Genomic DNA, 25,333 nt, shown 5'->3' on the forward strand with positions numbered 1-25,333 from the left:
GAGATCCGGCCAGGTCGGCTTCTAGAGGAACCTACAAGTCCGGCTACCCCACCGAGCTGTAGGCCACCACACCCCGCAGCAGCGCGTCCACCGCCTTGCGGGCGTTGCGGGCCACGGTGCTGCCACCCCCCGGGGAATCCGCGGAGGAAGATGCCGAAGCGGAGGGCGCCGCGGCGGCCACCTGCCCCAGCACGTCGATGACCTGCTTGCACCAGCGCACGAAGTCGCCGGCCGGCATCTCCGCCTCGCGCAGCACCTCGTCCAGGCTCTTGTCGGAGGCCCACTGGTACACCGCCCACGCGAAGCCGAGGTCCGGCTCGCGCTGGCCCACGCCCTCCGCCTGGTTGATGCCGTGCTCCTCCTCCAGTGCGTCGAGCCGGCCCCAGATGTGGACCATCTCGCCGAGCGCGGCCTTCGCCGCGCCCCCCGGCACCTTCGGCGCCACCGCGTCGTCGGACTGCCGGGCCTCGAAGACCAGCGCCGAGACGCAGGCGGCCAGTTCGGCCGGGCTCAGCCCCTCCCAGACGCCGGCCCGCAGGCACTCCGACGCCAGCAGGTCGAGCTCCCCGTAGAGCCTGGCGAGCCGCCGCCCGTGCGGGGTCACCTCGTCCTCGCGCAGGTAGTCCAGATCCGTCAGCAGCGCGTGGATCCGGTCGAAGGTGCGGGCGATGGTGTTCGTCCGGCCCTCGATGCGCTGCTCCAGCTGACGCGTGTCCCGCTGGAGCCGGTGATAGCGCTCCGCCCAACGGGCGTGGTCCTCGCGCTCGTCGCAGCCGTGGCACGGGTGTGCCCGCAGCGCGGTGCGCAGCCGCGTGATCTCCCGGTCGTCGGCCGCGGCCGCCCGCCCGCGCGCGTGGCGCTCCACCGTGACGTGCCCGGCCTTGCTCCGCAGCTGCGAGGCCAGGTCCCGACGGGACTGCGGGGAGCGGGCGTTGAACGTCTTGGGGATCCGCATCCGCTCGATGGCCTCGACGGGGACCGGGAAGTCGATCCCCGCGAGCCGCTTGACCTGCCGCTCCACGGTGAGCACCAGCGGGCGCGGACCCTCCGTGTACTCGTACCCGCGGTGCCCGTTGGACCGCCCGGCCGGAACCCCCGGGTCCAGCACCAGGGCCAGCCCGGCGAACTTGCCCGTCGGCACGTGGATGATGTCGCCCGGCTTGAGCTTCTCCAGCGACGCGGCCGCCTGCGCCCGCCGCTGGGCGGCACCCTGCTTGGCCAGGTCGTTCTCACGGTCCTTGAGGTCGCGGCGCAGCCGCGCGTACTCCTCGAAATCACCGAGGTGGCAGGTCATGCCCTCCCGGTAGCCGTCCAGACCCTCCTCGTTGCGCTGCACCTGCCGGGAGATCCCGACGACCGAGCGGTCGGCCTGGAACTGCGCGAACGAGGTCTCGAGCAGCTCGCGCGAACGGTGCCGCCCGAACTGCTGGACCAGGTTGACGGCCATGTTGTACGAGGGCTTGAAGCTGGAGCGCAGCGGATACGTACGGGTACCCGCGAGCCCGGCCAGGCCCGCCGGGTCCATGCCCCGCTGCCACAGCACCACCGCGTGGCCCTCGACGTCGATCCCGCGCCGCCCGGCCCGGCCGGTGAGCTGCGTGTACTCACCGGGGGTGATGTCGGCGTGCTGCTCGCCGTTCCACTTGACGAGCTTCTCCAGGATGACCGTGCGCGCCGGCATGTTGATGCCCAGCGCCAGCGTCTCGGTGGCGAAGACCGCCTTCACCAGGCCCCGTACGAACAGCTCCTCGACGACCTCCTTGAAGGTGGGCAGCATGCCCGCGTGGTGCGCGGCGATGCCCCGCTCCAGGCCTTCGAGCCATTCGTAGTACCCCAGGACGTGCAGGTCCTCGGTGGGGATGGAGGCGGTCCGCTCCTCCACGATCTCGCGGACCTTCAGGCGCGCGGTGTCGTCGTTGAGCCGCAGGCCCGCGTACAGGCACTGCTGGACGGCGGCCTCGCAGCCGGCCCGGCTGAAGATGAAGTTGATGGCGGGCAGCAGCCCGTCGCCGTCCAGCCGGGCGATGACCTCGGGACGCGAAGGGGTCCAGATCCGGCCGCGCGAGCGCCGCTCGCGCTCGCGGTCCGCCTCGCGGACCATCTTTCCGCGCCGCCGGTCCTTCGGGTTGTACCGGCTGGTGTTCTCCTCCCGCGCCATCCGCAGCAGGTCGGGGTTGACCTCGCGACGCGCGGAGCCGCGGCCGCCGTGGTCGGACCCCTCCTCGAAGAGGTCGTAGATCCGCCGGCCGGCCATGACGTGCTGCCACAGCGGTACGGGCCGCTCCTCGGAGACGATCACCCGGGTGTCGCCGCGCACGGTGTCGAGCCAGTCGCCGAACTCCTCGGCGTTGGAGACGGTGGCGGACAGCGAGACCAGCGTCACCGACTCGGGGAGGTGGATGATCACTTCCTCCCAGACGGCCCCGCGGAAGCGGTCGGAGAGGTAGTGCACCTCGTCCATCACCACGTAGCCCAGACCGGTCAGCGCCTGCGAGCCCGCGTACAGCATGTTGCGGAGCACCTCGGTGGTCATGACGACCACCGGAGCATTGGCGTTGACGCTGTTGTCGCCGGTGAGCAGGCCGACCTTGTCGGCGCCGTAGCGCTTGACGAGGTCCGCGTACTTCTGGTTCGACAGGGCCTTGATGGGCGTCGTGTAGAAGCACTTGCGGCCCTGCTGGAGGGCCAGGTGCACGGCGAACTCGCCGACGATCGTCTTGCCCGAACCGGTCGGGGCGGCCACGAGGACGCCCTTGCCGGCCTCCAGTGCCTTGCAGGCCTCGATCTGGTAGGGATCCAGGTCGAATTCGTACATCTCACGGAAGGGCGCCAGGGCCGTGGCCGCTTCAGCGGCGCGGATCCGGGCAGCGGCGTACCGCTCGGCGGGAGAAAGTTCTTCGGTCATCTTGTCTTCGAGCCTACCCGCCGCCCCTGACAACAGTCGCGATCTTTTGCGCGGGCCCGGACGCCCTACGCCAGGAGCCGCAGGGCCGCCGGGACGCACTGCGCACTCACCGGAAGCGGACCCAGCGGCTCGCCGTCCGCGTAGGCCGTGATGCCGGCCGCTTCCAGGGTCACCTTCGCCGCCCGGTGGACGGTGACCTTCGGATGGTCGAGGTGGGTGCCCTTGTAGACCCGGGGGAAGACCTTCAGCAGGGTGGCGCGGCTGCAGTCGCCGACGACGGTGACGTCGAAGAGCCCGTCGTCGGGAACCGCGTCCGCGCAGATGCGCATGCCACCGCCGTAGGAGGAGCCGTTGCCTACGGCCACCAGCGTGGCCTCGGTCTCCAGGACCGGCCCGCCGTCCAGGGTGATCCGGTACGGGAAGGGCCGGAACGCGGCCAGCTCCAGGGCCATCGCCAGGTCGTACCTGAACCGGCCGGCCGGCAGCCGCATCCGGTTGCCCCGGTCGTTGACCCGCGAGTCGAAGCCGGAGCACAGCACGGTCCCGTACCAGGTGCCCCCGCCGGCCCCGCCCGCCCCGCGGACCCGGCCGAGGTCGATCTCGCGGACCCGGCCCTCCTTGAGCGCCGCGGCGGCCAGCCGGCCCGCCCGCGCGGGTTCCCGTACGGGCAGTCCCATCGCGCGCGCGAAATCGTTCCCGGTGCCCACCGCGACCACCCCGAGCGGCACCGCGGTGCCCGCGAGCGCCTGCAGCGCGAGGGAGACCATCCCGTCACCGCCGACCGCGATCACCGCTCCGGTGCCCTCGCGCACCGCCGCGCGCAGCCGCGCCAGGGCGTCGGGGGCATCGGCGCCGACCACGGTCCGCACCGAGAAACCGGCCCCGCGAAGCGCGGAAGCGGCCGGCTGCGCGGCGTGCGCGGCCCGGCCGCTTCCGGCGGTGGGATTGACGAAGAGGGTGATCTCAGCACTCACCCACGGGAATGTACCTGCCAGGTCTGACCTGCGTCGATCAGGTGGCGTCGTCGTAGCCGTTGATCCGCTGGCGTCCGCCGTCGGCCTGTTCGGGCAGGGCGCCCGCAGCGGCCACGGCCTCGACCGCACCCACCTCCGCCGGGGTCAGGTCCACCTCGGAGGCCTCGTCGTCGTCGAGGCCCGCGTCGGGGTTGTTCCGTGCCCGCCTGCGGTCGTTGAGGTAGCAGAACAGGAGCGCGACGAAGTACAGGGCGACGATCGGCATGGCCAGGGCCAGCATCGTCAGCGGGTCACCGGTGGGCGTCGCGAACGCGGAGAAGAGGGTGATGCCCAGCACCATGGCCCGCCACCAGCTCGCGAGCCGCTTCGCGGTCAGCACCCCGGTGACGTTGAGCAGGATCAGCAGCAGCGGCAGCTCGAAGGCCAGGCCGAAGACCACGACCATGCGCGTGACCAGGTCGAGGTAGTCGTCGACCGGCAGCAGGTTGCTCGCGTTGTCGGGCGTGAACTCCAGCAGGATCACCGCGGTCTGCGGCAGGACGTTGTACGCGAGGACCGCGCCGGCCCCGAACAGGGGGGCGCCGACCGCCACGAAGGCCACGGCGTACTTCTTCTCGTTGTTGTGCAGCCCCGGGGCCACGAACGCCCACAGCTGGTACAGCCACACCGGTGCGGAGAGCACGAGACCGGCGGTGAGGGAGACCTTCAGGGCGATGGAGAACGGCGCGATGAGGCCGTTGACCGTCATGGCGGCGCAGGGATTCCCGTTGCGCTGCTCGACCACGCCGTTGCTACAGCCGACGGAGTCCAGGATCGGCTTCATCATGAAGTCGATGAGGTCCTTGTAGAAGAACGCGGCCACGATGGTGATCACGAGGACGGCGAGGACCGCCTTCATCAGCCGGTTTCTCAGCTCACGCAGGTGCTCGACAAGAGGCATTCGCCCTTCGGCGTCCTTTGCCTTCTGGTCCTGCTTCTCCTGCTTGCGGGCAGACTTGAGCAACCCACGTCCCTTGTCTCGTTGCAGTTGACTGGTGCGAGCGCGACCGGTTGACCGGCCGCCGTCAGCCCTGCGTGGTGTGGTTGGGCTCGTTCACGGGGCGGGCGCTGGTGACGTCACCGGGCGCGGCCTGGATCGTGCGCGGGGCCGTGGCCTGCTGCGGCGGCGCCTGATCGGCGACGGAAGAAGCGGTGGCGGCGTCCTCCGCCTCCCCCTCCTTCTTCATCGCCTTCGCCTCGCTCTTGAGGATGCGGGCGGACTTGCCGAGCGAGCGGGCCATGTCGGGAAGCTTCTTGGCACCGAACAGCAGGAAGATCACGGCGACGATCAGGAGGATCTCGAGGGGCTTCAGATTGCCGATCATGTGTGTCTTCCTTCTCACCGAAACGGCTGGTTGTGGTAATCGGGACGGCCCTGACCGAGATCGGTAAGCCGTCCTGACATCGATCGTAACCCCCGGGGGTTAACGCCAGGCAATCCCCTGGGGCATCACCGATCGCGTGGTCAGACAGTACGACGGTTGCCCGACGATGGCTATGGCCGCACGGAGCGCCCGGCCCTGGCCAGGCCCGTCGCGGCCTCTTCCAGATCCGCGGAGGCGTCCGCGATCCGGCGCCCGGCGTCCGCGACCTGGACGGAGAGCCGGCGCACCTCCACGAAGACCCGCACGGCGAGGACGGCGAGGACGGCGACCCCGAGGAAGCCCAGAGCGATTGCGAGCATCGGCCACAGCATGCGAAGAGCCTAGGCCACCGAGCGGCTCACACGCTGCGCAGGGTGCTCACGCCGCCACCGGTCAGCAGTTCCACGATGCGCTCACCGGCCGGTTTGCGCACCGGAGCCCCGCACTCGGGACAGGTGAAGGAGTAGAAGGTCGTCCGCCGGCTGCCGCCGATGGCCAGGCGCAGGGAGCCCGCGTCCAGCTCGAAGCGGGCCCGGCAGTCGGGACAGGACGCCTTGAACGCGACCGACATCGCGCGGATCCCCCCTCGGCCCCTCAGACCTGTTCCCCGGCCGAGCCGCGCTCGACGGCCACACCCCCGGCCGCGATGCCCTCGTACGCGGCGAGCGCCTCCCGGGCCGCCCGGCGGGCGCTGTCCGCCAGCGCGACGGGGGCCACGATCCGCCCCTCCCGGCCCAGCCGCAGCGCGAGGCGCCGCAGCGAGCCCGGATCGGGGGTGCGCAGGGTGATCCGCAGACCCCCCTCGGGCAGTTCCTCGGCGCTGTCGTGCGGGTAGTACTCGGCCACCCAGCGACCGCCGGGACCGACCTCGACCACGACCTCCGGGTCCTCGGCGGCCGGCTGGACCAGCCCCTCGGACAGGTCGCGGGGCTCGATGGCGGGCGGATCGGCCCGCTCGTCGAGCAACCGGATCTCCGCCACCCGGTCCAGACGGAAGGTGCGCCGGGCCTCGGAGAGGTGGCACCACCCCTCCATATAGGTGTGCCCCACGGCGAACAGCCGGATCGGGTCGACCTTGCGCTCGGTCAGCTCGTCGCGCGCGGGAGAGTAGTAGCGCAGCCACAGCCGGCGCTGCTCGGCGATGGCCCGGTCCACGTCGGCGAAGACCCCGCCCTCGGACTCGAAGGTCACCGAGAGCCGGGAACTGGCCCCGGCGGCCTCGCCCGCGGCCGCCTCCAGCTTGGCGGTGGCCCGCAGCAGGGCCTGGCGGTCCCCCTCGCGCAGCCCGGGCAGCGTGGCCACGGCCCGCGCGGCCACCAGCAGCGCCGTCGCCTCGTCGGCGGCCAGCCGCAGCGGCTCCGCGGTCGACTCCCCCGAGGCGTCGGGATTGCGCCACCAGATGCGCTCCCCGTCGGTGTCGATGTCGAGCAGGTCACCGCCCCGGAAGCTGGTCCCGCACATGGGCAGCACGTCGAGGTCCGAGATCAGCTCGTCCTCGGTGATCCCGAAGGCCCGGGCCACGTCCGCGACGTGCGCCCCCGGGCGCTCGCGCAGGTACGTCACCAGGGACAGCATCCGGCGCGTCTGGTCGATGGCGTTGGCAGCCATGCTGGTACGTCTCCCCCTCAGGGCGTTGCTCACTGATCTTGCCCGGTCCACCCGCTCCCGCGCGTCTGCGCGCGGCCGGGTCAGCCCTTGGCCACGGCCCGCAGCCGGTCCACCACGTCGGCCCGCAGGTCCGCCGGCTCCAGCACCACGACATCGGGACCGAACTCCACCAGCCAGGCGTCCAAACCGTGCCCGTACGGGATCTCCAGCTCGTCCCAGCCCCCGCCGTCGGCCCCCTCGCGCACCGCCGTGGCCTTGGCCCGCAGCGGATAGCCGGCCCCCGCCCGCAGCCGGATCAGCGCGGAGCGCTCCGCGCTCTCCCCGGCCCAGCTCGCCACGGTCTCCCGCACGGTCACCACGTCCGGGACCTCGGCGGTGTACTTGGCCGCCCGCGAGCGGACCTTGCCCGTGATCCGGGAGAGCCGGAACACGCGCTCCGCCCCGCGGTCGCGGTCGAATCCCGCCAAGTACCAGTGGCCGCGCCAGCACTCCAGCGCCCACGGCTCGACCTGCCGCGTCTCGGGACGGGCCGCGGTGGACTTGCGGTAGTCGAAGACGACGGGACGTCGGTCGCGGCAGGCGAGCATCAGCGGCTCGAAAGCCGCCTCGTGCACCGGGATCCGCGGCTCGATGGCACTGTGCTGGCCCTCGTACGGATCCGAGGCCTCCGGCATCCCGCCGGCCCGCAGCTTCTGCAGGGCACCACTCGCCGCCCCGGCCAGCCGGGCCTGCTGCCAGACCTTGGCGGCGAGCCCCAGGGCCGCGGCCTCCTCGGCGTCCAGCGCCACGGGCGGCAGCCGGTTGGAATCACGGCGGGCCAGATAGCCGGTGTCGCCGTCCAGGTTCTCCACGGTCTCGATGACCAGCCCGAGCTCCCGCAGATCATCCTTGTCCCGCTCGAACATGCGGTTGAAGGACTCGTCGTTCCCGGCTTCCATGTAGGCCTCGATGGAACCGCGCAGTTCCCGCTTGCTGAGCGGCCGGCGCGTCCCCAGCAGACACAGCGCCAGATTCATCAGCCGCTCGGCCTTGGCAATCGCCATCGACGCCCATCCGCCCTTCCAGACCTTCGAGTCGTGTCCCCGGTACACCCTCGTGACCGCTGACCGTACCGCCCCGACGGTCCTGGGCAAAAGCGAGGGCCCCCGCCTCGAAGGCAGGGGCCCCGCACGTCTCGCAGCGGACCGATCAGGCGCCCATCAGGTCGCACACGAAGATCAGCGTCTCGCCCGGCTTGATGGCACCGCCGGCGCCACGGTCGCCGTACGCCAGGTGGGCCGGGATCGTCAGCTTGCGACGGCCGCCGACCTTCATGCCCTGAACGCCCTGGTCCCATCCGGAGATGACCTGGCCGACACCGAGCTGGAACTGCAGCGGCGCGCCGCGGCCCCAGGAAGCGTCGAACTCCTCACCGGAGGAGAAGGCCACGCCCACGTAGTGGACGGAGACGCGGGAACCGGCCTTGGCCTCGGCTCCGTCGCCCTCCCAGATGTCCTCGATGACGAGGTCGGCCGGGACCGGACCCTCGGGGAAGTCGATCTCGGGCTTCTCGATCTTCTCGGGCTTGTTGCTCACGGAACTGCTCCTCAAAAACTTACGAACAGGGGTACAACCCGGACAGTCTTACACCACGGCGAGGATGTCGAGACTGAAGACCAGCGTCGAGTTGGCCGGGATGGTCCCCTGCTCCTTGTCACCGAAACCCTGGTCCGGCGGGATGACCAGCAGGACGCGGCTGCCGACCTTCTTGCCGACGATCCCGTCCTTCAGACCCTTGACCGAGAGCTCCGCCAGCGGCCACGTCACCGACTGGTCGGAGGTGTAGGTGCTCTCGAAGGTCTTGTCGTCCTTCCACGTCTTGCCGTGGAACTTGACGACCACGCTGTCGGTGTCCTTCACGGCCGCGCCGTCGCCGGACTCCAGGACGTAGTTCGAGACGAGCTTGGCCGGCGCCGCCCCGTCCTTCGGGACGGTCACGGAGACCTCCTTGCCGTCCGTGTTCGTACCGACCTTCGGCAGGGCGGCGTCCGTCTGCGGGACCTCCTTGCCCGTGGCCGAAACCGGGACGGTGGTGGCCTTGACGACGTCCACGACGAACACCAGCGTGGCGTTCGGCTTGATCTTGTCGCCCGAACCCTGCTCGCCGTAACCGAGGTCCGGCGGAATCACGAGCTCCAGCCGGCTGCCGACCTTCTTGCCCTCAAGGCCCTGGTCCCAGCCCTTGATGACCTGGCCCGCGCCGATGGTCACGTCGAACGGCTTGCCCTTGCCGAAGCTCTGGTCGAACGGCTCCTTGCCGTCCCAGACCTGGCCGAGGTAGTTGACCTGGGCGATGTCGCCCTTCTTCAGCACCGGGCCGTCACCCTCGCTGACGGTCACCACCTTCAGTTCCTTCGGCGGGGCACCCGTCCCCTTCGCCAGGGTGGGGGTCTCACCGAACTTGGCACCCTTGGTGATCGCGGGCGCCCCGTTCTTCATCTCGGCGGAGTCGGAGCCGCTGTCGCCACACGCCGCTGTCGACAGCAGCAGAAGGGGTACGACAAGCAGGCCGGCAAGTCGGCGCACGTGTTCCTCAGATCTCAGACGGCACATAGGTCGTCGCCACTCTAAGGCGTGGACAGGGCCCCGTACGAGATCCGCACGGGGCCCTGGCCAAGATCAGCGCGATGTCACACCACGCCACGAGGCGTCCTACATCCCCGCGATCAGCTTCTCCACCCGGTCGTCCACCGACCGGAACGGGTCCTTGCACAGCACCGTCCGCTGCGCCTGGTCGTTCAGCTTCAAATGCACCCAGTCGACCGTGAAGTCCCGCCGCTGCTCCTGCGCACGACGGATGAAGTCACCCCGCAACCTCGCCCTCGTCGTCTGCGGAGGCACCGACTTCCCCTCGAAGATCTTGAGGTCGTTGCAGATCCGCGCCGCCTGCCCCTTGCGCTCCAGCAAGTAGTACAGCCCGCGCCTGCGGTGGATGTCGTGGTACGCGAGGTCTATCTGAGCCACCCGCGGATTCGACATCGTCATGTTGTGCTTCGCCCGGTACCGCTCGATCAGCTGGTACTTCATCACCCAGTCGATCTCGGTCCCGATCCGGTCCAGATCCTCCGCGTCGATCGCGTCCAGCGTCCGGCCCCAGAGCTCCAGCACCTGGTCCACCACACCCGTACGGATGCCCCGGCGCTCCGCGAAGTCCACCGCCTTGTCGTAGTACTCCCGCTGGATCTCCAGCGCGGAGGCCTCCCGACCGCTCGCGAGCCGCACCTTGCGCTGACCCGTGATGTCGTGACTGACCTCGCGGATCGCCCGGATCGGGTTCTCCAGCGTCAGATCCCGCATCACCGTGCCCGCCTCGATCATGCGCAGCACCAGATCGGTCGCCCCGACCTTCAGCAGCATGGTCGTCTCGGACATGTTCGAGTCGCCCACGATCACGTGCAGCCGCCGGTACCGCTCCGCGTCCGCGTGCGGCTCGTCCCGCGTGTTGATGATCGGCCGCGAACGGGTCGTCGCCGAGCTGACGCCCTCCCAGATGTGCTCGGCCCGCTGGCTCACGCAGTACACCGCGCCCCGGGGCGTCTGCAGCACCTTGCCCGCACCACAGATCAGCTGCCGCGTGACGAGGAACGGGATCAGAATGTCCGCCAGCCGGGAGAATTCCCCGTGCCGGGCCACCAGGTAGTTCTCATGGCAGCCGTACGAGTTTCCCGCCGAGTCGGTGTTGTTCTTGAACAGATAGACGTCGCCCGCGATTCCCTCCTCGTGCAGGCGGCGTTCGGCGTCGACGAGCAGACCTTCGAGAATGCGCTCGCCGGCCTTGTCGTGGGTGACCAGTTCGATCAGGTTGTCGCATTCGGGAGTTGCATACTCCGGATGCGAACCCACGTCGAGGTAGAGGCGGGCGCCGTTCCGCAGGAAGACATTGCTACTGCGGCCCCATGACACAACACGGCGGAAGAGGTAGCGCGCCACTTCGTCAGGAGACAGTCGGCGCTGTCCCCTGAACGTGCACGTGACGCCGTACTCGTTCTCCAGCCCGAAAATGCGGCGGTCCATGACTGAACATTACGCCTTCTGCTCTGTTCTGAAACCGAGTTCGCAGGCGCCGTTTCGATCATTTTCCCGAGAGGCCACCCCGGTGCCCGCCCGCCACGCGCCCGACACACGGCCGCCGGCCCGTCTAAGCCCCCGTCACCGAGGCCTCCGCAGAGCCCTCCAACGGCCCCGCCGAACCCACGGCAGGCCCCGCCGCCGAGCCAGCCACCGACCCCGGTGCCGAACCCGCCACCGCACGGCTCGCACCCGGACGCGCCAGCACCCGCTGAGTGACCGTCAACACCAGCAGCGCCGCGAACCCCGCCACACCCGCCACCGCGAAACCCGCCGCCGTACCCCCGGCCTCCACCGCAGGACCCGCCGCCGCCGTACCGATCGCCGCACCCACCCCGAAGAACGTCACCAGCCACGAGAACGCCTCCGTCACCGTGCCCGCCGGAGCATGCCGGTCCACCACGATGAACGCACACGCCAGAGCCGGCGCCAGGAACACCCCCGCCAACGCCGCGAACCCCGTCATCGCCACCACACCCGGCACCAGCATCAACGGCAGGTAACACACCGCCAGCAACGCCAGCAGCACCCAGAGCCGCCGCTCCGGCGCACCCGCCCACTGCCGCGCCCCGTACAGCACACCACCGAACAGCGCACCCAGACCCAGCGCCGCCATCAGCCAGCCGTACACCGCCTGACCCCCGTGCTCGTCCGCGTACGCCACGCCCGCCACCGTGATCGAACCCAGCGCCGTCCCCACGAAGAAGAACGCCCCCAGCAACGCCAGCAGACCCCGCGAACGCAGCGCCCCCAGCCAGTGCGCCTCCCGCGGCGCCGAACGCCACGTACGCGAAGGCTCCGACACCACGACGGACAGCGCCCCCAGCACCCCGATCCCGTTGAGCACCAGCAGCGCCACGGCCGGATCCCACAGCGCCACGCACAACGTCACCAGCAGCGGCCCCACCGTGAACATGACCTCCTGGGCCACCGCGTCCATCGCGTACGCCGCGTGCACCCGCTCCTCCTTGCCGCCCAGCACGCCCGGCCACAGCGCCCGCAGCCCGCCCTCCAGCGGCGGCGTGAACAACCCCGCGACCACCACCGCCGCGTACGCCACCGCCACCGACCCCGTACCGGCCAGCGCCAGCCACACCATGCCCAGCGCCGACACCACCGCCGCCGGCAACTGCACCCGCGGCTGCCCGAACAGGTCCACCGCCCGCCCCAGCAGCGGCTGCCCCACCGCGTTCGACACGCCGTACGCGGCGGCCAGCGCCCCCGCCAGGCTGTAGCTGCCCCCCTCCGCCCGGGTGAACAGCACGATCGCGATCGGCCCCGTCCCGTTCGGCAGCCGGCCTATGAGCGTGCCCACCAGCAGCCTCGCGGCATGCCGGGTCCTGAGCAGCTCCGCGTAACCCGCGGCCATGTCCGCCCCCTTCCGCCCGGAACCAGCCGGGAGTACCCAAGTAATACGTATAACGTGACGGGTCATACGTACCATGACCACAGTCGGACGGTCCACCCACCCGACACCGACAACCCCCGCGACCTCGCACTACAGGAGCACCGTGTGACGAGACCCACCAGCCGCGACGTGGCCACCGCCGCCGGAGTCTCCCAGGCCACCGTCTCCCTCGTCCTCGGCGACAAATGGCGCGGCCGCGTCTCCGAACGCACCGCCGACCACGTCCGCCACACCGCCACCGAACTCGGCTACCGCCCCAACCTCGCCGCCCGCAACCTCCGCCTCGGCTCCACCCGCACCGCCCTCCTCGTCGTCCCCGCCCTCACCAACGAATTCTTCGCCCGCGTCTACACCGGAGCCGCCCGCGTCGCCGCCCGACACGGCTTCGGCGTCGTCCTCTACCCCTCCCCCGACGGCACCGGCCCCGCCCGCGACCCCTTCGCCTCCGCCCGCGCCGCCCTCGACGGAGTCATCGCCTCCTCCATGGCCGCCGACGCCCTCGAAGCCATCGGCGGCAACGAACTCCCGCTCGTCATGCTCGACAGCGACCCCGCCGCCGGCCCCGCCGCCGCCCACGTCAACCTCGCCATCGCCGACGGCATGCGCCAAACCGCCGAACACCTCCTCACCCACGGCCACCACCGCTTCCTCCACCTCGCCTCCGCCATCGACTCCTGGACCTTCGACGTCCGCGCGAACGCCCTCGCCGCCCACCTGCCGCCCACCGCGGAGCTGCGCACCGTACGGGCCCACCTCAGCGTGGAAGCCGCCCGTACGGCCATGGAGACCGCCCTGGACGCCTCCGCGGACCGCCGCCCCACCGCCGTCGTCTGCGACGACGACATCCTGGCCGCCGGCGCCTGCAAAGCCGCCCGCCGCCTCGGCCTGCGCGTCCCCGAGGACCTCTCCGTCACCGGCTTCGACGACCTCGCCCTCGCCACCGCCGTCGAACCGGAACTCACCACCATCCACCTCCCCGCCGAACGCGTCGGCGAACAGGGCATGACCGCCCTCCTCGCCGTCCTCGAAGGCACCCCCTGGACCCCCGTCGACATCCCGGTCCACCTCGTCGTCCGCGACTCCACGGGCCCGGCACCGACCACCTGAGCCCCGAGCGCCCGGAAACGCGAAAGCGCCCCCGACCCGAAGGCCAGGGGCGCTCACCCACCACTCACTGCTCGCTCTACTCGGCTTCCTCTTCGGGAGCCTCGTCGTTCGACACGGCATCCGCCTGAGCGGCCGCCGGAACGTCCGCCTCCAGCAGCCGCGACAGCTGCCGGCCACGGATCCGCTTGAACTTGCGCTGCTGAGCCCGCGTACGGTCCAGCACCGCCACCTCCAGCCGCTCCGCCGGAATCGACTTGTCCGCACCGTTCGCCTGGCTCGACAGCGCCTGCACCGCCAGCTTCAGCGCCTCGGCCAGGGTCATCCCGTCCTGGTGCCGCTGATCCAGATAGGTGCTGATCTGCTCGGCGTTGCCACCCACGGCAACGGACCCGTGCTCGTCGACGATCGACCCGTCGTGCGGCAGCCGGTAGATCTGGTCGCCCGCGGCGGTCGCACCGACCTCCGCCACCACCAGCTCCACCTCGTACGGCTTCTCCCCCGCACTCGAGAAGATCGTGCCGAGCGTCTGCGCGTAGACGTTCGCCAGCCCACGGGCCGTCACATCGTCGCGGTCGTAGGTGTATCCACGCAGATCGGCGTAGCGCACACCGCCGATGCGCAGGTTCTCGTACTCGTTGTACTTGCCGGCGGCCGCGAAGCCGATCCGGTCGTAGATCTCGCTGAACTTGTGCAGCGCGCGGGACGGGTTCTCACCGACGAACACGATGCCGTCGGCGTACTGGATCACAACAAGGCTGCGGCCGCGGGCGATGCCCTTGCGGGCGTATTCCGCCCGGTCGGCCATGGCCTGCTGGGGTGACACATAGAACGGAGTCGACACCGGCTTTCCGTCCCTTTCTTCTGGACGACGAGGAGGTCAGGGCGGGGCTGGTCAGAGCAGAGCGGCGCGCGGACCGTCCGGCTGCTCCAGCCGGCGGTTCGTGATCTTGCGGGCCAGCTCCGAGGACTCCTCGTCGGTCAGCCTGCGGAATCCCTCGTCGGTCATGACGGTGACGATGGGGTAGATGTGGCGGTAGAGGTCCGGACCGCCGGTGGCCGAGTCGTCGTCGGCGGCGTCGTACAACGCCTGCACGACGAGCGTCGTGGCCTCCTCCTCCGTCAGCTTGGAGTGGTACAGCTTCTTCATCGATCCCCGGGCGAAGATCGAGCCCGACCCGGTCGCGGCGTACCCGTGCTCCTCGGAGCGGCCGCCGGTCACGTCGTAGGAGAAGATCCGGCCCCTCTCCTTGGCCTCGTCGTACCCCGCGAAGAGCGGGACCACGGCCAGACCCTGCATCGCCATGCCCAGGTTGCTGCGGATCATGGTGGAGAGCCGGTTCGCCTTACCTTCGAGGGAGAGGGTGGCCCCCTCCACCTTCTCGAAGTGCTCCAGCTCCAGCTGGAACAGCTTCACCATCTCCACGGCCAGACCGGCGGTGCCGGCGATGCCGACGGCGGAGTACTCGTCCGCCGGGAACACCTTCTCGATGTCCCGCTGCGCGATCATGTTCCCCATGGTCGCCCGCCGGTCACCGGCGAGGACCACCCCGCCGGGGAAGGTGGCGGCCACGATGGTCGTCCCGTGCGGCGCCTCGATGACCCCGTCGGGCAGCTTCCGGTTGCCCGGGAGCATCTCGGGCTGGTGCGCGCCCAAGAAGTCCATGAAGGACGACGACCCCGGCGTCAGGAAGGCTGCCGGTAGACGCCCTGTGCTTCGAGTGTTGGGTTCCACAGGTTTCCTTCCAGATATTCGGCCGCCCGACGCATGCGGTCCGGGTTTTCCTTCAATAGGCCAAGGCCTACGTTGCAGTTGAAGCAAAGTACGCCACGGACCCTACCCGTACTGTGGGAATGATCCACATGTACGGCAGGGGCCCTGAGGCAGAGACAGCAGAGGCCACCCTGATCCGCGATCGCCTGGTCCCGCTCAGCCTCAGTAATGCCGTACTTGCGCTTGAGGTGACCTGCCCGACCTTCGCTCGCCCGACACGCCTTGCAGCGTGCATTGCGACCGTCTGGGGCGGATGCGTTGCGGTGAAACTCGACGTGCGGCTTGACCTCCCTGCAGCGCGTGCAGAGCTTGAGCCCTTCCGACACTTCCACGCCCGGACGGATCACCTTGGCCTCTACCAGTGGCGCCTTGAGGTGATACCTCCCAGCACAGTCCCGGCAGTGTTTTTGTAGGCCGTCTATGTTCGACCGCTTGATAGCGAAGGCAGTGTGCGGCCGCTCCTCACCACACCGCACACAACGCTTCGACCCCGCCCTTTCGGGCATCCACCCCACCCTTTACCTTCGATTCGAAGGCTACTGGCCGCCTTTTTGAACGAAGCTTCGAACGAAGTCCTCGGCGTTCTCTTCGAGCACATCATCGATTTCGTCGAGTACGGAGTCGACGTCGTCCGAGAGCTTTTCCTGTCGCTCCTTGAGGTCGGTCGATTCTTCGACCGCAGCCTCCTCGACCTCCTCGGTCGAGCGCTGCGCCTTCTGCTGTCCGCCGCCGGTGTCCTTGGTCGCCATGTCTAGCTCACCCCGCTCGGTTCGCACGCTCACGTCGAAAGACCCCGCGAATTCGGGATCCCTCAAGATCAGACTCTACGTCGACCCTACAAGGAGGGCCCGACATCCGTCCCGGTACTTTCACAACGTCCGGATGTGTTCATGATTCCCGGGCCGGGGGCCTTTCAGCCCCCGCGCCGGGTACCGGAAAGGCCTCAGCGTCCCGAGAGCACCCGGACCAGGTCCTCCGCCGTGCGGCAGCGGTCCAGGAGCTCCTTCACGTGGGCACGGGTGCCCCGCAGGGGTTCCAGGGTCGGGACCCGCTGGAGGGAGTCGTGGCCGGGCAGGTCGAAGATCACCGAGTCCCACGAGGCCGCCGCCACGTCGTCCGCGTACTGCTCCAGGCACCGCCCCCGGAAGTACGCCCGGGTGTCCTCCGGCGGCTTGCTCTGCGCCCGCTGCACCGCCGTCTCGTCCAGCAGGCGCTTCATCTTGCCGCGGGCCACCAGGCGGTTGTACAGCCCCTTCTCGGGCCGTACGTCCGCGTACTGGAGGTCCACCAGGTGGAGGCGGGCCGCGTCCCATTCGAGGCCGTCCCGGCGCCGGTAGCCCTCCAGGAGCTCCCGCTTCGCGATCCAGTCGAGCTCTCCCGACAGGCTCATCGGGTCGGTCTCCAGCCGGCCCAGTACGTCCTCCCAGCGGGCCAGCACATCCTTGGTCTGCTCGTCCGCGTCGGAGCCGAAACGCTCCTCCACGTACTTCCGGGCCAGCTCGTAGTACTCCATCTGGAGCTGTACGGCGGTCAGCGTCCGGCCGCTGCGCAGCGTGATGAGGTGCTGCAGGTCCGGGTCGTGGGAGACCTGGTGGAGGGTGCGCACGGGCTGGTCCACGGCGAGGTCGACGTTGATGTAGCCGTCTTCGATCATGGACAGGACGAGTGCGGTGGTGCCGAGCTTGAGGTAGGTGGAGATCTCGGAGAGGTTGGCGTCGCCGATGATCACGTGGAGCCGGCGGTACTTCTCGGCGTCCGAGTGCGGCTCGTCCCGGGTGTTGATGATGGGGCGCTTGAGGGTGGTCTCCAGGCCGACCTCGACTTCGAAGTAGTCGGCGCGCTGGCTGATCTGGAAGCCGTGTTCGCGGCCGTCCTGGCCGATGCCGACACGGCCGGCGCCGGTGAAGACGAGGCGGGAGACGAAGAAGGGGGTGAGGTGGCGCACGATGTCCGAGAAGGGGGTTTCCCGCTTCATCAGGTAGTTCTCGTGCGTGCCGTAGGAGGCGCCCTTGTTGTCGGTGTTGTTCTTGTAGAGGTGGATGGGCTGGGCTCCGGGGAGCTGGGCGGCCCGGACGGCGGCCTCGGCCATGATGCGCTCGCCGGCCTTGTCCCAGAGGACGGCGTCGAGCGGGTTGGTGATCTCCGGGGAGCTGTATTCGGGGTGTGCGTGGTCCACGTAGAGGCGTGCGCCGTTGGTGAGGATGACGTTGGCGAGGCCGATGTCCTCGTCGGTGAGCTGGCTGTTGTCGGCGGCCTCGCGGGCGAGGTCGAAGCCGCGGGCGTCCCGCAGCGGGTTCTCTTCCTCGAAGTCCCAGCGGGCGCGTCGCGCCCGGTGCATCGCCGCCGCGTAGGCGTTGACGATCTGGGACGAGGTGAGCATGGCATTGGCGTTCGGGTGCCCCGGGACGGAGATCCCGTACTCCGTCTCGATCCCCATTACTCGCCGTACGGTCATGCGGCCCTCCTTGCCCGGCGGCGCTCCCGTTCGGGAGCGGCGCTCAAGTACCGCTGGTGCTCCGGTGCGTCGTGTGCGGTGCCCGTCCCCGCACTGCGCGACCTGCGGTATGGAAGAGCCTAGAACCACTCCGCGCTGGCGGGGAGATCATTTCAGTCATTGACTTTGACCTGTCACCGGCTGAAAAGAGCAGTTGGTAAAGCAGTCGGCTGCGGGTGCCCTTGCCGGGCGCCCGCAGCCGGCCCGCTTTGTCAGAGGTACTGACCGGTGTTGGCCACCGTGTCGATGGAGCGTCCGGTGTCCGCGCCTTGCTTTCCGGTGACGAGGGTTCGGATGAATACGATCCGCTCGCCCTTCTTTCCGGAGATTCGGGCCCAGTCGTCGGGGTTGGTGGTGTTGGGCAGGTCTTCGTTCTCCTTGAACTCGTCCACGCAAGCCTGGAGGAGATGGGCGACGCGAAGGCCCTTCTGGTTGTGCTCGAGGAAGGCCTTGATGGCCATCTTCTTCGCACGGTCCACGATGTTCTGGATCATCGCGCCCGAGTTGAAGTCCTTGAAGTAGAGGACTTCCTTGTCGCCGTTGGCGTACGTGACCTCGAGGAAGCGGTTTTCCTCGGTTTCGGCGTACATCTGCTCGACGACGGTCTGGATCATGCTGTGGACGGTTTCGGCGGTGGATCCCTGGTGCTCACCGAGGTCGTCGGTGTGCAGGGGCAGGGTGGCCTTGAGGTACTTCGCGAAGATGTCCTTCGCGGCCTCGGCGCCGGGTCGCTCGATCTTGATCTTCACGTCGAGCCGGCCGGGGCGCAGGATGGCCGGGTCGATCATGTCCTCGCGGTTGGAGGCGCCGATGACGATGACGTTCTCCAGGCCTTCCACGCCGTCGATCTCGGCGAGCAGCTGGGGGACGATGGTGTTCTCCACGTCCGAGCTGACTCCGGATCCGCGGGTGCGGAAGAGGGATTCCATCTCGTCGAAGAAGACGATGACGGGGGTGCCCTCGCTCGCCTTCTCCCTCGCACGCTGGAAGACGAGGCGGATGTGCCGCTCGGTCTCGCCGACGTACTTGTTGAGGAGTTCGGGGCCCTTGATGTTCAGGAAGTAGGACTTCCCGGTGGGCTGGCCGGTGACTTCGGCGACCTTCTTGGCAAGGGAGTTGGCCACGGCCTTGGCGATGAGCGTCTTGCCACAGCCGGGAGGGCCGTAGAGCAGGATGCCCTTGGGGGGCCGCAGTTCGTGTTCCTTGAAGAGGTCGGGGTAGAGGTAGGGGAGCTCGACGGCGTCGCGGATCAGTTCGATCTGGTCGCCCAGGCCGCCGATCTTGTCGTAGTCGATGTCCGGGACCTCTTCGAGGACGAGGTCTTCGACTTCGCTCTTGGGGACGATCTCGTAGACGTAGCCGGAGCGGGGTTCGAGCAGCAGGGAGTCGCCGGGGCGGATGGTGACGTCCAGGAGCGGCTCGGCGAGCCTCACCACCCTTTCCTCGTCGGTGTGCCCGACCACCAGGGCGCGCTCGCCGTCCTCGAGGATTTCCTTGAGGGTGACGATGTCCCCGGCCCGCTCGTACTCCATGGCCTCGACCACGTTGAGGGCCTCGTTGAGCATGACCTCCTGGCCGCGCCGGAGGTCTTCCGGTTCGACGCTGGGGCTCACGTTCACTCGGAGCTTTCGGCCGCCGGTGAAGATGTCGACGGTTCCGTCTTCGTTCGATTGCAGGAAGACTCCGAAGCCGGCCGGCGGCTGTGCGAGCCGGTCGACTTCTTCCTTGAGGGCCACGATCTGGTCGCGGGCCTCGCGCAGGGTGTTCGCCAGCCGCTCGTTCTGTGCGGAGACGCCTGCCAGGTTTGTCTGGAGCTCGACGATCCGCTCTTCGAGAATCCTCGTGTGTCGCGGAGAGTCGGCGAGCTTACGTCGCAGGACGGCGATTTCCTGCTCGAGATAGGCAACCTGGCCGGCGGGGTCCTCAGACCCTCGCCCGGGCCGGATGCCGCGGTTGATGTCGTCGTCGTGGGCTGCCACGGTCCTCACCTCCTCCAAGGGGAGCTGGACGCTTTCTGACCCTACCTGGGCTGGTGGTGATTGAAACCCCTAGATCACAAAGACGGTAGGGGTGTGTCCGATCTTCACCCTTGCGTACTCCCTCACGCCAAGGAAATACCCACCCATCAAACTCGGGAAGCGGCCGGTTGTAAGGTCGAACTGTTCAACACCCGTCAGAGCTCGTGCGACTTGCCGCGAGTCGTGACCGGGATGGATCACTCGAAGCAGGGAACGGCAGGAGATATGACCGTGCAGCAGGAGGTTTCCGCGGGGGGTTCCGGCGTGGCCGGAGAGCCGCTCGAGGTCTGGATCGACCAGGACCTCTGCACTGGCGACGGCATCTGTGTGCAGTACGCGCCGGAGGTGTTCGAGCTGGACATCGATGGTCTGGCGTACGTGAAGAGCCCTGCCGACGAGTTGCTCGTGGAGGCGGGGGCGACCACTCCGGTTCCCCTGGTGCTGCTTCAGGACGTGGTGGATTCCGCGAAGGAATGTCCCGGGGATTGCATCCATGTAAGGCGGGTTTCAGACAGGGTGGAAGTCTTCGGCCCAGACGCGGAGTGACGGTTCAAACACCTGTGGGCGTCGAGTCCGTAAGCTCCTGGCGGAATTTTCCGCCGGTCCAGCGCCACTTGGCGAGCTGCTCGGTGTCGGGGCTGTAGCGGGGCACTTCGGGCGATGAGTACCCGAGGAGGCTCGCGGTGACGAGGCCGTCGCGCACGGTGAGATCGGTCGCGGTCTGCTTGCGGGCTGCTTCGAGGAGCGTGGCGACGACGCGGGGGTTCGCGGTTTTCGCCGGGTCCCGGGCGAGGACGTAGATCGCGTGGGGCGGGGTGCCGGAGCCGGCGTCGCAGCGGACGGCCGCGACGGTTTCGGGGCGGCCGTCGCCGTCGAGGTCGCCTTCGGCGGTGGCGGTGACGGCTTGTGGAGCGCCCTTGCAGTCCAGTGGGTAGGTGACGGCGTGCGCGTCGGGAGCGGCCGCGGTGGCGGCCTGTTGGCCGTGGTCCGGGCTCGCGGGGCCCGTGGGGCGTACCGGGTCCGCGGAGGCTCCGGTGGCCGGGGCGGGTTGCAGGAGTCCGGCGCCGGCTATGACGGCGGCCAGGGCCGAGGCGGTGGCCAGCCAGTGGACGGGCCGGGTCCGGTGGTGTGCCGGGGCGGGGGTGCTCGGCGCCGGCTCGGCGGGGCTGTGCGGCACGCGGGGTGTCTCCTGTGCGAAGGGTGACGGGGAGCCAGCATCGTGCCACACCTCACATGGGGGTGGAACGGGTGGGTCCGGACCGGTGGGGCCGCTCGCGCGGGACCGGCCCGTAGGGCAACGAAAAGACGCCGTGCCGCAGTTCCCGGTTGGTCCGGGGGAACTGCGGCACGGCGTCTTCGTGTTGGTGGTGCGGGTCGCCCTGCCGGGTGGCCGGGCGGTCCTCAGGCCCTCGGGCCCTCAGCGGCTCAGGCGCCGTCGCCGGTGTCGGCGGTGGTCTCGGCCGCGACCGTGGCGGCCGTGGCGGCCGTCTCCGCGGTCTTGGCTGCGGACCGGCTGCCGGGGCCGTCGTAGTCCTCGCCGTAGGCGCCCTTGGAGGGGCGGCGGCGGCGCATGGGCGGCTCGACGCCGTCCGCGAGGCGGCGGGCGGTGACGAGGAAGCCGGTGTGGCCGATCATCCGGTGGTCGGGGCGGACGGCCAGGCCCTCGACGTGCCAGTTGCGGATCATCGATTCCCAGGGCTGCGGTTCGGCGTAGCAGCCGAACTCGCGGATGGATTCGACGGTCCGGGAGAGCTGGGTGGTGGTGGCCACGTAGCAGCAGAGGATGCCGCCGGGGACCAGCGCCTTGGAGACGGCCTCCAGGCATTCCCAGGGGGCGAGCATGTCGAGGATCACGCGGTCGACGTCCGTGTCGGACAGGTTGTCCTGGAGGTCGCCGACGGTCAGCTGCCACGCGGGGTGCGGGCCGCCGAAGTAGCGCTCGACGTTGGCGGTGGCGATCTCGGCGAAGTCGGCGCGGCGCTCGTAGCTGTGGAGCATGCCCTGGTCGCCGATGGCGCGCAGCAGGAAGCTGCTCAGGGAGCCGGAGCCGACGCCTGCTTCGACGACGCGGGCGCCGGGGAAGATGTCGGCGAAGGCCAGGATCTGGCCTGCGTCCTTGGGGTAGACCACGGCGGCACCGCGGGGCATGGACAGGACATAGTCGGGGAGCAGGGGACGCAGCGCGAGGTAGGCGACGTTGCCCGTGGTACGGACAACGCTTCCCTCGGGGGAGCCGATCAGCTCGTCGTGCGGGAAGGAACCCTTGTGGGTGTGGAAATTCTTCCCGGCTTCGAGCGTGAACGTGTAGTGGCGGCCCTTGGGGTCGGTGAGCTGTACCTGGTCCCCGACCTCGAAGGGCCCGCGTCGGCGGGCGGCACCGGTCGGTTCGGACATGTGACCAGTGTATTGGCTTCAGGACTGGGGCCGCGCCATGGCCTTCACGAAGGCCTTTTCCACGTCGAGGGTGGAGAGGACTCCGTAGATCGCGCCGTCGGGCTGGAGGACGAGGTATTCGGAGGCGGGGGTGGTGCGGAGGTGGTCGAGGAGTTCTTCGCCGGTGAGGTCCGCTGAAACCTTCATGCCGTCGGTGAGGTCTTGGGCGAGGGTGCCGGCGGCGACCCAGGGGCGGCGGTGTTCGGGGACGGAGGCGATGGCGCTTTCGCGGACGATGCCGGTGGGGTCTCCGAGTCCGTCGACGATGACGAGGGCGCGGGCGCCGGCTTCGTTGGCGCGGCGCAGTGCTTCGGAGAGGGGGGTGGCGTTCTCGACGGGGATGGCGCGGCGGGTGAGTTTGCGGGCGTGGAGTTCCGGGAGGTGTTCGCGCAGGCGGGCGACGCGGAGGCTGTTGCCGGCGCCGGTCCAGATGATGGCGGCGAGGATGGCGGCGAGCAGGGCGTCCATGACGGTGTCCATGCCGCCGATGTCGTCGGTGGGGTTGCCGAGGGTCCCGGTGTAGTTCAGGAGGGGCAGGCCGAGGAGGACGGCGACGGCGAGGGCGCGGCCGGCCCAGGCGGCGGCGATGGTGCCGGTCATGGGTTTGCCGGTGATGCCCCAGATGACGGCGCGGAGCATGCGGCCGCCGTCGAGGGGGAGGCCGGGGAGGAGGTTGAAGGCGGCGACGAGGAGGTTGGAGATCATGAGGCCGGCGAGGAGGACGCCGGGGACGCTGGCGGGTTCGACGGTTTTCATGCCGAGGTAGAAGGCGCCGGCGAGGAGGAGGGAGAGGAGGGGGCCGACGAAGGCGAGGACGAATTCGCGGCCGGGGGTTTCGGATTCCTTCTCGATTTCGGAGACGCCGCCGAAGAACTGGAGCTGGATGCGTCGTACGGGGAGTTTGAAGCGGAGGGCGGCGATGGTGTGGGCGAGTTCGTGGACGAGGACCGAGGCGTAGAAGGCGACGGCGAAGAAGAGTGCCACGAGGTAGCGCAGGGTGCCGAGGTCGGGGAGGATCCGGTCGAGCTGGTCGCCGAAGACCCAGGTGATGAGGGCGGCGACGAGGAACCAGCTGGGCGAGACGTAGACGGGCACGCCGAAGGGGCGGCCCATGAGGAGTCCGCCGCCCGGTCCTGAGCGCCGGCCCGCGCGCTCGCCGGTTTCGTCGGTGTCTGCCACGGTTGTCCTTCGTTCGCTGCTGTCCGGTGCGGTGGTGCGCCGGTGGTTCTGGTGTCTTTTTCCCGTGGTGTCGGGGTGCGCCGTTGCGCGGTGTGATGCTCCGATCATGCAGTGCGAGGGGGGTCGGCGTCGATGGTATGCGCGTGCTGTCGGTGGCGGGTCGTAGGGTTTTGTCTATGACGACGAGCCCCGGCAGCGGTCCGGACGATGCAGTGAGCGGTTCCGTGCCCGGCCTGGTGCCCGAGCGGGCGGTGGCCGTGGCCGTGGCGCCTTCTTCGCTGTCGCCTTCGCGGGCGAGCGATTTCATGCGGTGTCCGTTGTTGTACCGGTTCCGGGTGATCGACAAGTTGCCGGAGAAGCCGAGTGCGGCGGCGACGCGGGGGACGTTGGTGCACGCGGTGCTGGAGCGGCTTTTCGATCATCCGGCGCCGGAGCGGACGGCGCCGCGGGCGAAAGCGTTGATTCCTGGGCAGTGGGACAGGCTGGTGGAGTCGAAGCCGGAGTTGTTGGAGCTGTTCCCGGGGGGTGACGAGGGGGCGGGGCTGGCGCGCTGGCTGACGGAGGCCGAGGCGTTGGTGGACCGGTGGTTCACGTTGGAGGACCCGACGCGGCTGGAGCCGGTGGAGCGGGAGTTCTTCGTGGAGACGGAGCTGGAGTCGGGGCTTCGGCTGCGCGGGATCATCGACCGGGTGGACGTGGCGCCGACGGGTGAGGTGCGGATCGTCGACTACAAGACGGGGAAGGCGCCGCGGCCGGAGTATGCCGAGGGCGCGCTGTTCCAGATGAAGTTCTACGCGTTGGTGGTGTGGCGGCTGAAGCGGGTGGTGCCGCGGCGGCTGCAGCTCGTGTATCTGGGCAGTGGGGACGTGGTGACGTACGACCCGGTGATCGAGGATCTGGAGCGGATGGAGCGCAAGCTGCTGGCGCTGTGGGAGGCGATCCGGGAGGCGACGGAGACGGGTGACTGGCGGCCGCGGCAGTCGAAGCTGTGCGGCTGGTGTGATCATCAGGCGGTGTGTCCGGAGTTCGGTGGTACTCCCCCGGTGTATCCGCTGGCGCTGCCGTCCGCGGGCCGGGGCGGGTCCTGATCTTCGGGTCAGGGCAGAATGGGCGGGGTTCTCCGTTGCCGTCCGACGAATACGAGGTAGACCCTGTGGCGATCCGCGTACTGCTGGTCGACGATCAGCCGCTGCTGCGCACCGGTTTCCGGATGATCCTGGAGGCCGAGCAGGACTTGGCGGTGGTCGGGGAGGCCGGGGACGGTCTGCAGGCGTTGGACCAGGTGCGGGCGTTGCAGCCCGATGTGGTGTTGATGGACATCCGGATGCCGCGGATGGACGGGGTGGAGGCGACGCGGCAGATCACGGGTCCGGGGCGGGACGGTCCGGCGAAGGTGCTGGTGCTGACGACGTTCGATCTGGACGAGTACGTGGTGGAGGCGCTGCGGGCGGGGGCCAGCGGGTTCTTGCTGAAGGATGCGCCGGCGGCGGAGTTGGTGCAGGCGATCCGGGTGGTGGCGGGTGGCGAGGCGATGCTGGCGCCGAGCATCACGCGGCGGCTGCTGGACAAGTACGCGGGGCATCTGCCGTCGGGTGAGGACCGTGTTCCGGACATGATCGGTTCGTTGACCGAGCGTGAGGTCGAGGTGCTGAAGCTGGTGGCGCGCGGGTTGTCGAACGCGGAGATCGCGGCGGATCTGTTCGTGAGCGAGACGACGGTGAAGACGCATGTGGGTCATGTGCTGACGAAGCTGGGTCTGCGGGACCGGGTGCAGGCCGCGGTGTACGCGTACGAGAGTGGTCTGGTGCGTCCGGGGGCCGGTCAGTAGGCGGCTCGGGTCGCTGTCCGGGGGTACGGGCAGCGGGTACGGGCGACGGGTAGGGGTGCATACGGGTTCGGGCCCGCTTCCGCGTGGTGCGGAGGCGG

Annotated in this window: 25 protein-coding genes; 4 read left to right on the top strand and 21 right to left on the bottom strand. The window is 69.5% G+C overall.

Going from position 1 to position 25,333, the window contains the following annotated elements; all coding sequences use genetic code 11:
- Positions 1–43: 43 nt before the first annotated feature.
- The 12 genes from AC6CKD_RS22090 to AC6CKD_RS22145 all read right to left on the bottom strand — a co-directional run bounded on the left by AC6CKD_RS22090 (position 44) and on the right by AC6CKD_RS22145 (position 12,366).
- Positions 44–2,905 (bottom strand): DEAD/DEAH box helicase, encoded by a 2,862-nt coding sequence (locus AC6CKD_RS22090; RefSeq protein WP_498329217.1) that lies wholly within the window; start codon positions 2,903–2,905, stop codon positions 44–46.
- A 65-nt stretch (positions 2,906–2,970) separates the two neighbouring features.
- The gene (locus AC6CKD_RS22095) at positions 2,971–3,879 is read right to left on the bottom strand and encodes a diacylglycerol kinase (protein ID WP_498329218.1); all 909 of its coding nucleotides are present in this window, start codon (positions 3,877–3,879) and stop codon (positions 2,971–2,973) included.
- Positions 3,880–3,916: 37 nt separating this feature from the next.
- A complete protein-coding gene (tatC, locus tag AC6CKD_RS22100; RefSeq protein WP_498329220.1) occupies positions 3,917–4,882 on the bottom strand; it encodes a twin-arginine translocase subunit TatC in 966 nt (321 codons plus the stop codon).
- Between the two features lie 61 nt (positions 4,883–4,943).
- The gene (gene tatA / locus AC6CKD_RS22105; RefSeq protein WP_498329222.1) at positions 4,944–5,243 is read right to left on the bottom strand and encodes a Sec-independent protein translocase subunit TatA; all 300 of its coding nucleotides are present in this window, start codon (positions 5,241–5,243) and stop codon (positions 4,944–4,946) included.
- A gap of 170 nt (positions 5,244–5,413) precedes the next feature.
- Positions 5,414–5,614: a hypothetical protein gene (locus AC6CKD_RS22110; protein WP_498329224.1), complete on the bottom strand. Its 201-nt coding sequence runs from the start codon at positions 5,612–5,614 to the stop codon at positions 5,414–5,416.
- 26 nt (positions 5,615–5,640) lie between these two features.
- On the bottom strand, positions 5,641–5,853 hold the full coding sequence (locus tag AC6CKD_RS22115; protein WP_243334037.1) for a CpXC domain-containing protein: 213 nt from the start codon (positions 5,851–5,853) through the stop codon (positions 5,641–5,643).
- A gap of 23 nt (positions 5,854–5,876) precedes the next feature.
- On the bottom strand, positions 5,877–6,890 hold the full coding sequence (locus AC6CKD_RS22120) for a helix-turn-helix transcriptional regulator (RefSeq protein WP_498329226.1): 1,014 nt from the start codon (positions 6,888–6,890) through the stop codon (positions 5,877–5,879).
- An 80-nt stretch (positions 6,891–6,970) separates the two neighbouring features.
- Complete coding sequence (locus AC6CKD_RS22125) at positions 6,971–7,933, bottom strand: helix-turn-helix transcriptional regulator (RefSeq protein ID WP_498329227.1); 963 nt, start codon at positions 7,931–7,933, stop codon at positions 6,971–6,973.
- Between the two features lie 145 nt (positions 7,934–8,078).
- The gene (locus AC6CKD_RS22130; protein ID WP_498329229.1) at positions 8,079–8,465 is read right to left on the bottom strand and encodes an FKBP-type peptidyl-prolyl cis-trans isomerase; all 387 of its coding nucleotides are present in this window, start codon (positions 8,463–8,465) and stop codon (positions 8,079–8,081) included.
- Positions 8,466–8,513: 48 nt separating this feature from the next.
- Complete coding sequence (locus AC6CKD_RS22135; protein ID WP_498329231.1) at positions 8,514–9,455, bottom strand: FKBP-type peptidyl-prolyl cis-trans isomerase; 942 nt, start codon at positions 9,453–9,455, stop codon at positions 8,514–8,516.
- Positions 9,456–9,581: 126 nt separating this feature from the next.
- Complete coding sequence (pafA, locus tag AC6CKD_RS22140; protein WP_053678744.1) at positions 9,582–10,943, bottom strand: Pup--protein ligase; 1,362 nt, start codon at positions 10,941–10,943, stop codon at positions 9,582–9,584.
- Between the two features lie 124 nt (positions 10,944–11,067).
- Positions 11,068–12,366: an MFS transporter gene (locus AC6CKD_RS22145; protein ID WP_498329233.1), complete on the bottom strand. Its 1,299-nt coding sequence runs from the start codon at positions 12,364–12,366 to the stop codon at positions 11,068–11,070.
- Between the two features lie 144 nt (positions 12,367–12,510).
- On the opposite strand from AC6CKD_RS22145, the gene AC6CKD_RS22150 reads away from it, so the two are divergent.
- The gene (locus AC6CKD_RS22150; protein WP_498329235.1) at positions 12,511–13,512 is read left to right on the top strand and encodes a LacI family DNA-binding transcriptional regulator; all 1,002 of its coding nucleotides are present in this window, start codon (positions 12,511–12,513) and stop codon (positions 13,510–13,512) included.
- A gap of 76 nt (positions 13,513–13,588) precedes the next feature.
- Here the strand turns inward: AC6CKD_RS22150 and prcA are convergent, their stop codons facing one another.
- The 6 genes from prcA to arc all read right to left on the bottom strand — a co-directional run bounded on the left by prcA (position 13,589) and on the right by arc (position 19,756).
- Positions 13,589–14,353, bottom strand: coding sequence for a proteasome subunit alpha (gene prcA / locus AC6CKD_RS22155; RefSeq protein WP_403713293.1), 765 nt, complete (start codon positions 14,351–14,353; stop codon positions 13,589–13,591).
- A gap of 51 nt (positions 14,354–14,404) precedes the next feature.
- Positions 14,405–15,244 (bottom strand): proteasome subunit beta, encoded by an 840-nt coding sequence (prcB, locus tag AC6CKD_RS22160; RefSeq protein WP_243334024.1) that lies wholly within the window; start codon positions 15,242–15,244, stop codon positions 14,405–14,407.
- A complete protein-coding gene (locus AC6CKD_RS22165) occupies positions 15,196–15,789 on the bottom strand; it encodes an endonuclease VII domain-containing protein (protein WP_498329237.1) in 594 nt (197 codons plus the stop codon). Before AC6CKD_RS22165 ends, prcB begins: the two co-directional genes overlap by 49 nt.
- Positions 15,790–15,819: 30 nt before the next feature.
- Positions 15,820–16,032 carry a ubiquitin-like protein Pup gene (locus tag AC6CKD_RS22170; protein WP_133898495.1) on the bottom strand — a complete coding sequence of 71 codons (213 nt, stop codon included), beginning with the start codon at positions 16,030–16,032 and terminating at the stop codon, positions 15,820–15,822.
- Positions 16,033–16,226: 194 nt separating this feature from the next.
- Positions 16,227–17,738 (bottom strand): depupylase/deamidase Dop, encoded by a 1,512-nt coding sequence (gene dop, locus AC6CKD_RS22175; protein ID WP_498329239.1) that lies wholly within the window; start codon positions 17,736–17,738, stop codon positions 16,227–16,229.
- Positions 17,739–17,989: 251 nt separating this feature from the next.
- Positions 17,990–19,756 (bottom strand): proteasome ATPase, encoded by a 1,767-nt coding sequence (arc, locus tag AC6CKD_RS22180; protein WP_385373510.1) that lies wholly within the window; start codon positions 19,754–19,756, stop codon positions 17,990–17,992.
- 264 nt (positions 19,757–20,020) lie between these two features.
- On the opposite strand from arc, the gene AC6CKD_RS22185 reads away from it, so the two are divergent.
- Positions 20,021–20,341, top strand: coding sequence for a ferredoxin (locus tag AC6CKD_RS22185; protein WP_266910134.1), 321 nt, complete (start codon positions 20,021–20,023; stop codon positions 20,339–20,341).
- Positions 20,342–20,345: 4 nt separating this feature from the next.
- Here AC6CKD_RS22185 and AC6CKD_RS22190 read toward each other — a convergent pair whose 3' ends face one another.
- The 3 genes from AC6CKD_RS22190 to AC6CKD_RS22200 all read right to left on the bottom strand — a co-directional run bounded on the left by AC6CKD_RS22190 (position 20,346) and on the right by AC6CKD_RS22200 (position 23,407).
- Complete coding sequence (locus AC6CKD_RS22190) at positions 20,346–20,972, bottom strand: hypothetical protein (protein WP_498329242.1); 627 nt, start codon at positions 20,970–20,972, stop codon at positions 20,346–20,348.
- A gap of 248 nt (positions 20,973–21,220) precedes the next feature.
- Complete coding sequence (locus AC6CKD_RS22195) at positions 21,221–22,189, bottom strand: tRNA (adenine-N1)-methyltransferase (RefSeq protein WP_498329244.1); 969 nt, start codon at positions 22,187–22,189, stop codon at positions 21,221–21,223.
- Between the two features lie 18 nt (positions 22,190–22,207).
- Positions 22,208–23,407 (bottom strand): site-2 protease family protein, encoded by a 1,200-nt coding sequence (locus AC6CKD_RS22200; protein WP_478687995.1) that lies wholly within the window; start codon positions 23,405–23,407, stop codon positions 22,208–22,210.
- Positions 23,408–23,583: 176 nt separating this feature from the next.
- On the opposite strand from AC6CKD_RS22200, the gene AC6CKD_RS22205 reads away from it, so the two are divergent.
- Complete coding sequence (locus tag AC6CKD_RS22205) at positions 23,584–24,495, top strand: RecB family exonuclease (RefSeq protein ID WP_498329246.1); 912 nt, start codon at positions 23,584–23,586, stop codon at positions 24,493–24,495.
- A gap of 65 nt (positions 24,496–24,560) precedes the next feature.
- Positions 24,561–25,235, top strand: coding sequence for a response regulator (locus tag AC6CKD_RS22210; protein ID WP_478687997.1), 675 nt, complete (start codon positions 24,561–24,563; stop codon positions 25,233–25,235).
- Positions 25,236–25,333: the final 98 nt, after the last annotated feature.

The sequence above is a fragment of the Streptomyces sp. GQ60 genome, assembly GCF_059758875.1.

Coding starts and splice junctions, on each gene's coding strand:
- AC6CKD_RS22090 (WP_498329217.1), bottom strand. CDS start 2,905: ATGACCGAAGAACTTTCTCCCGCCGAGCGGTACGCCGCTGCCCGGATC.
- tatA (WP_498329222.1), bottom strand. CDS start 5,243: ATGATCGGCAATCTGAAGCCCCTCGAGATCCTCCTGATCGTCGCCGTG.
- AC6CKD_RS22110 (WP_498329224.1), bottom strand. CDS start 5,614: ATGCTGTGGCCGATGCTCGCAATCGCTCTGGGCTTCCTCGGGGTCGCC.
- AC6CKD_RS22115 (WP_243334037.1), bottom strand. CDS start 5,853: ATGTCGGTCGCGTTCAAGGCGTCCTGTCCCGACTGCCGGGCCCGCTTC.
- AC6CKD_RS22120 (WP_498329226.1), bottom strand. CDS start 6,890: ATGGCTGCCAACGCCATCGACCAGACGCGCCGGATGCTGTCCCTGGTG.
- AC6CKD_RS22125 (WP_498329227.1), bottom strand. CDS start 7,933: ATGGCGATTGCCAAGGCCGAGCGGCTGATGAATCTGGCGCTGTGTCTG.
- pafA (WP_053678744.1), bottom strand. CDS start 10,943: ATGGACCGCCGCATTTTCGGGCTGGAGAACGAGTACGGCGTCACGTGC.
- AC6CKD_RS22145 (WP_498329233.1), bottom strand. CDS start 12,366: ATGGCCGCGGGTTACGCGGAGCTGCTCAGGACCCGGCATGCCGCGAGG.
- AC6CKD_RS22165 (WP_498329237.1), bottom strand. CDS start 15,789: ATGCCCGAAAGGGCGGGGTCGAAGCGTTGTGTGCGGTGTGGTGAGGAG.
- AC6CKD_RS22170 (WP_133898495.1), bottom strand. CDS start 16,032: ATGGCGACCAAGGACACCGGCGGCGGACAGCAGAAGGCGCAGCGCTCG.
- dop (WP_498329239.1), bottom strand. CDS start 17,738: ATGACCGTACGGCGAGTAATGGGGATCGAGACGGAGTACGGGATCTCC.
- AC6CKD_RS22185 (WP_266910134.1), top strand. CDS start 20,021: ATGACCGTGCAGCAGGAGGTTTCCGCGGGGGGTTCCGGCGTGGCCGGA.
- AC6CKD_RS22195 (WP_498329244.1), bottom strand. CDS start 22,189: ATGTCCGAACCGACCGGTGCCGCCCGCCGACGCGGGCCCTTCGAGGTC.
- AC6CKD_RS22205 (WP_498329246.1), top strand. CDS start 23,584: ATGACGACGAGCCCCGGCAGCGGTCCGGACGATGCAGTGAGCGGTTCC.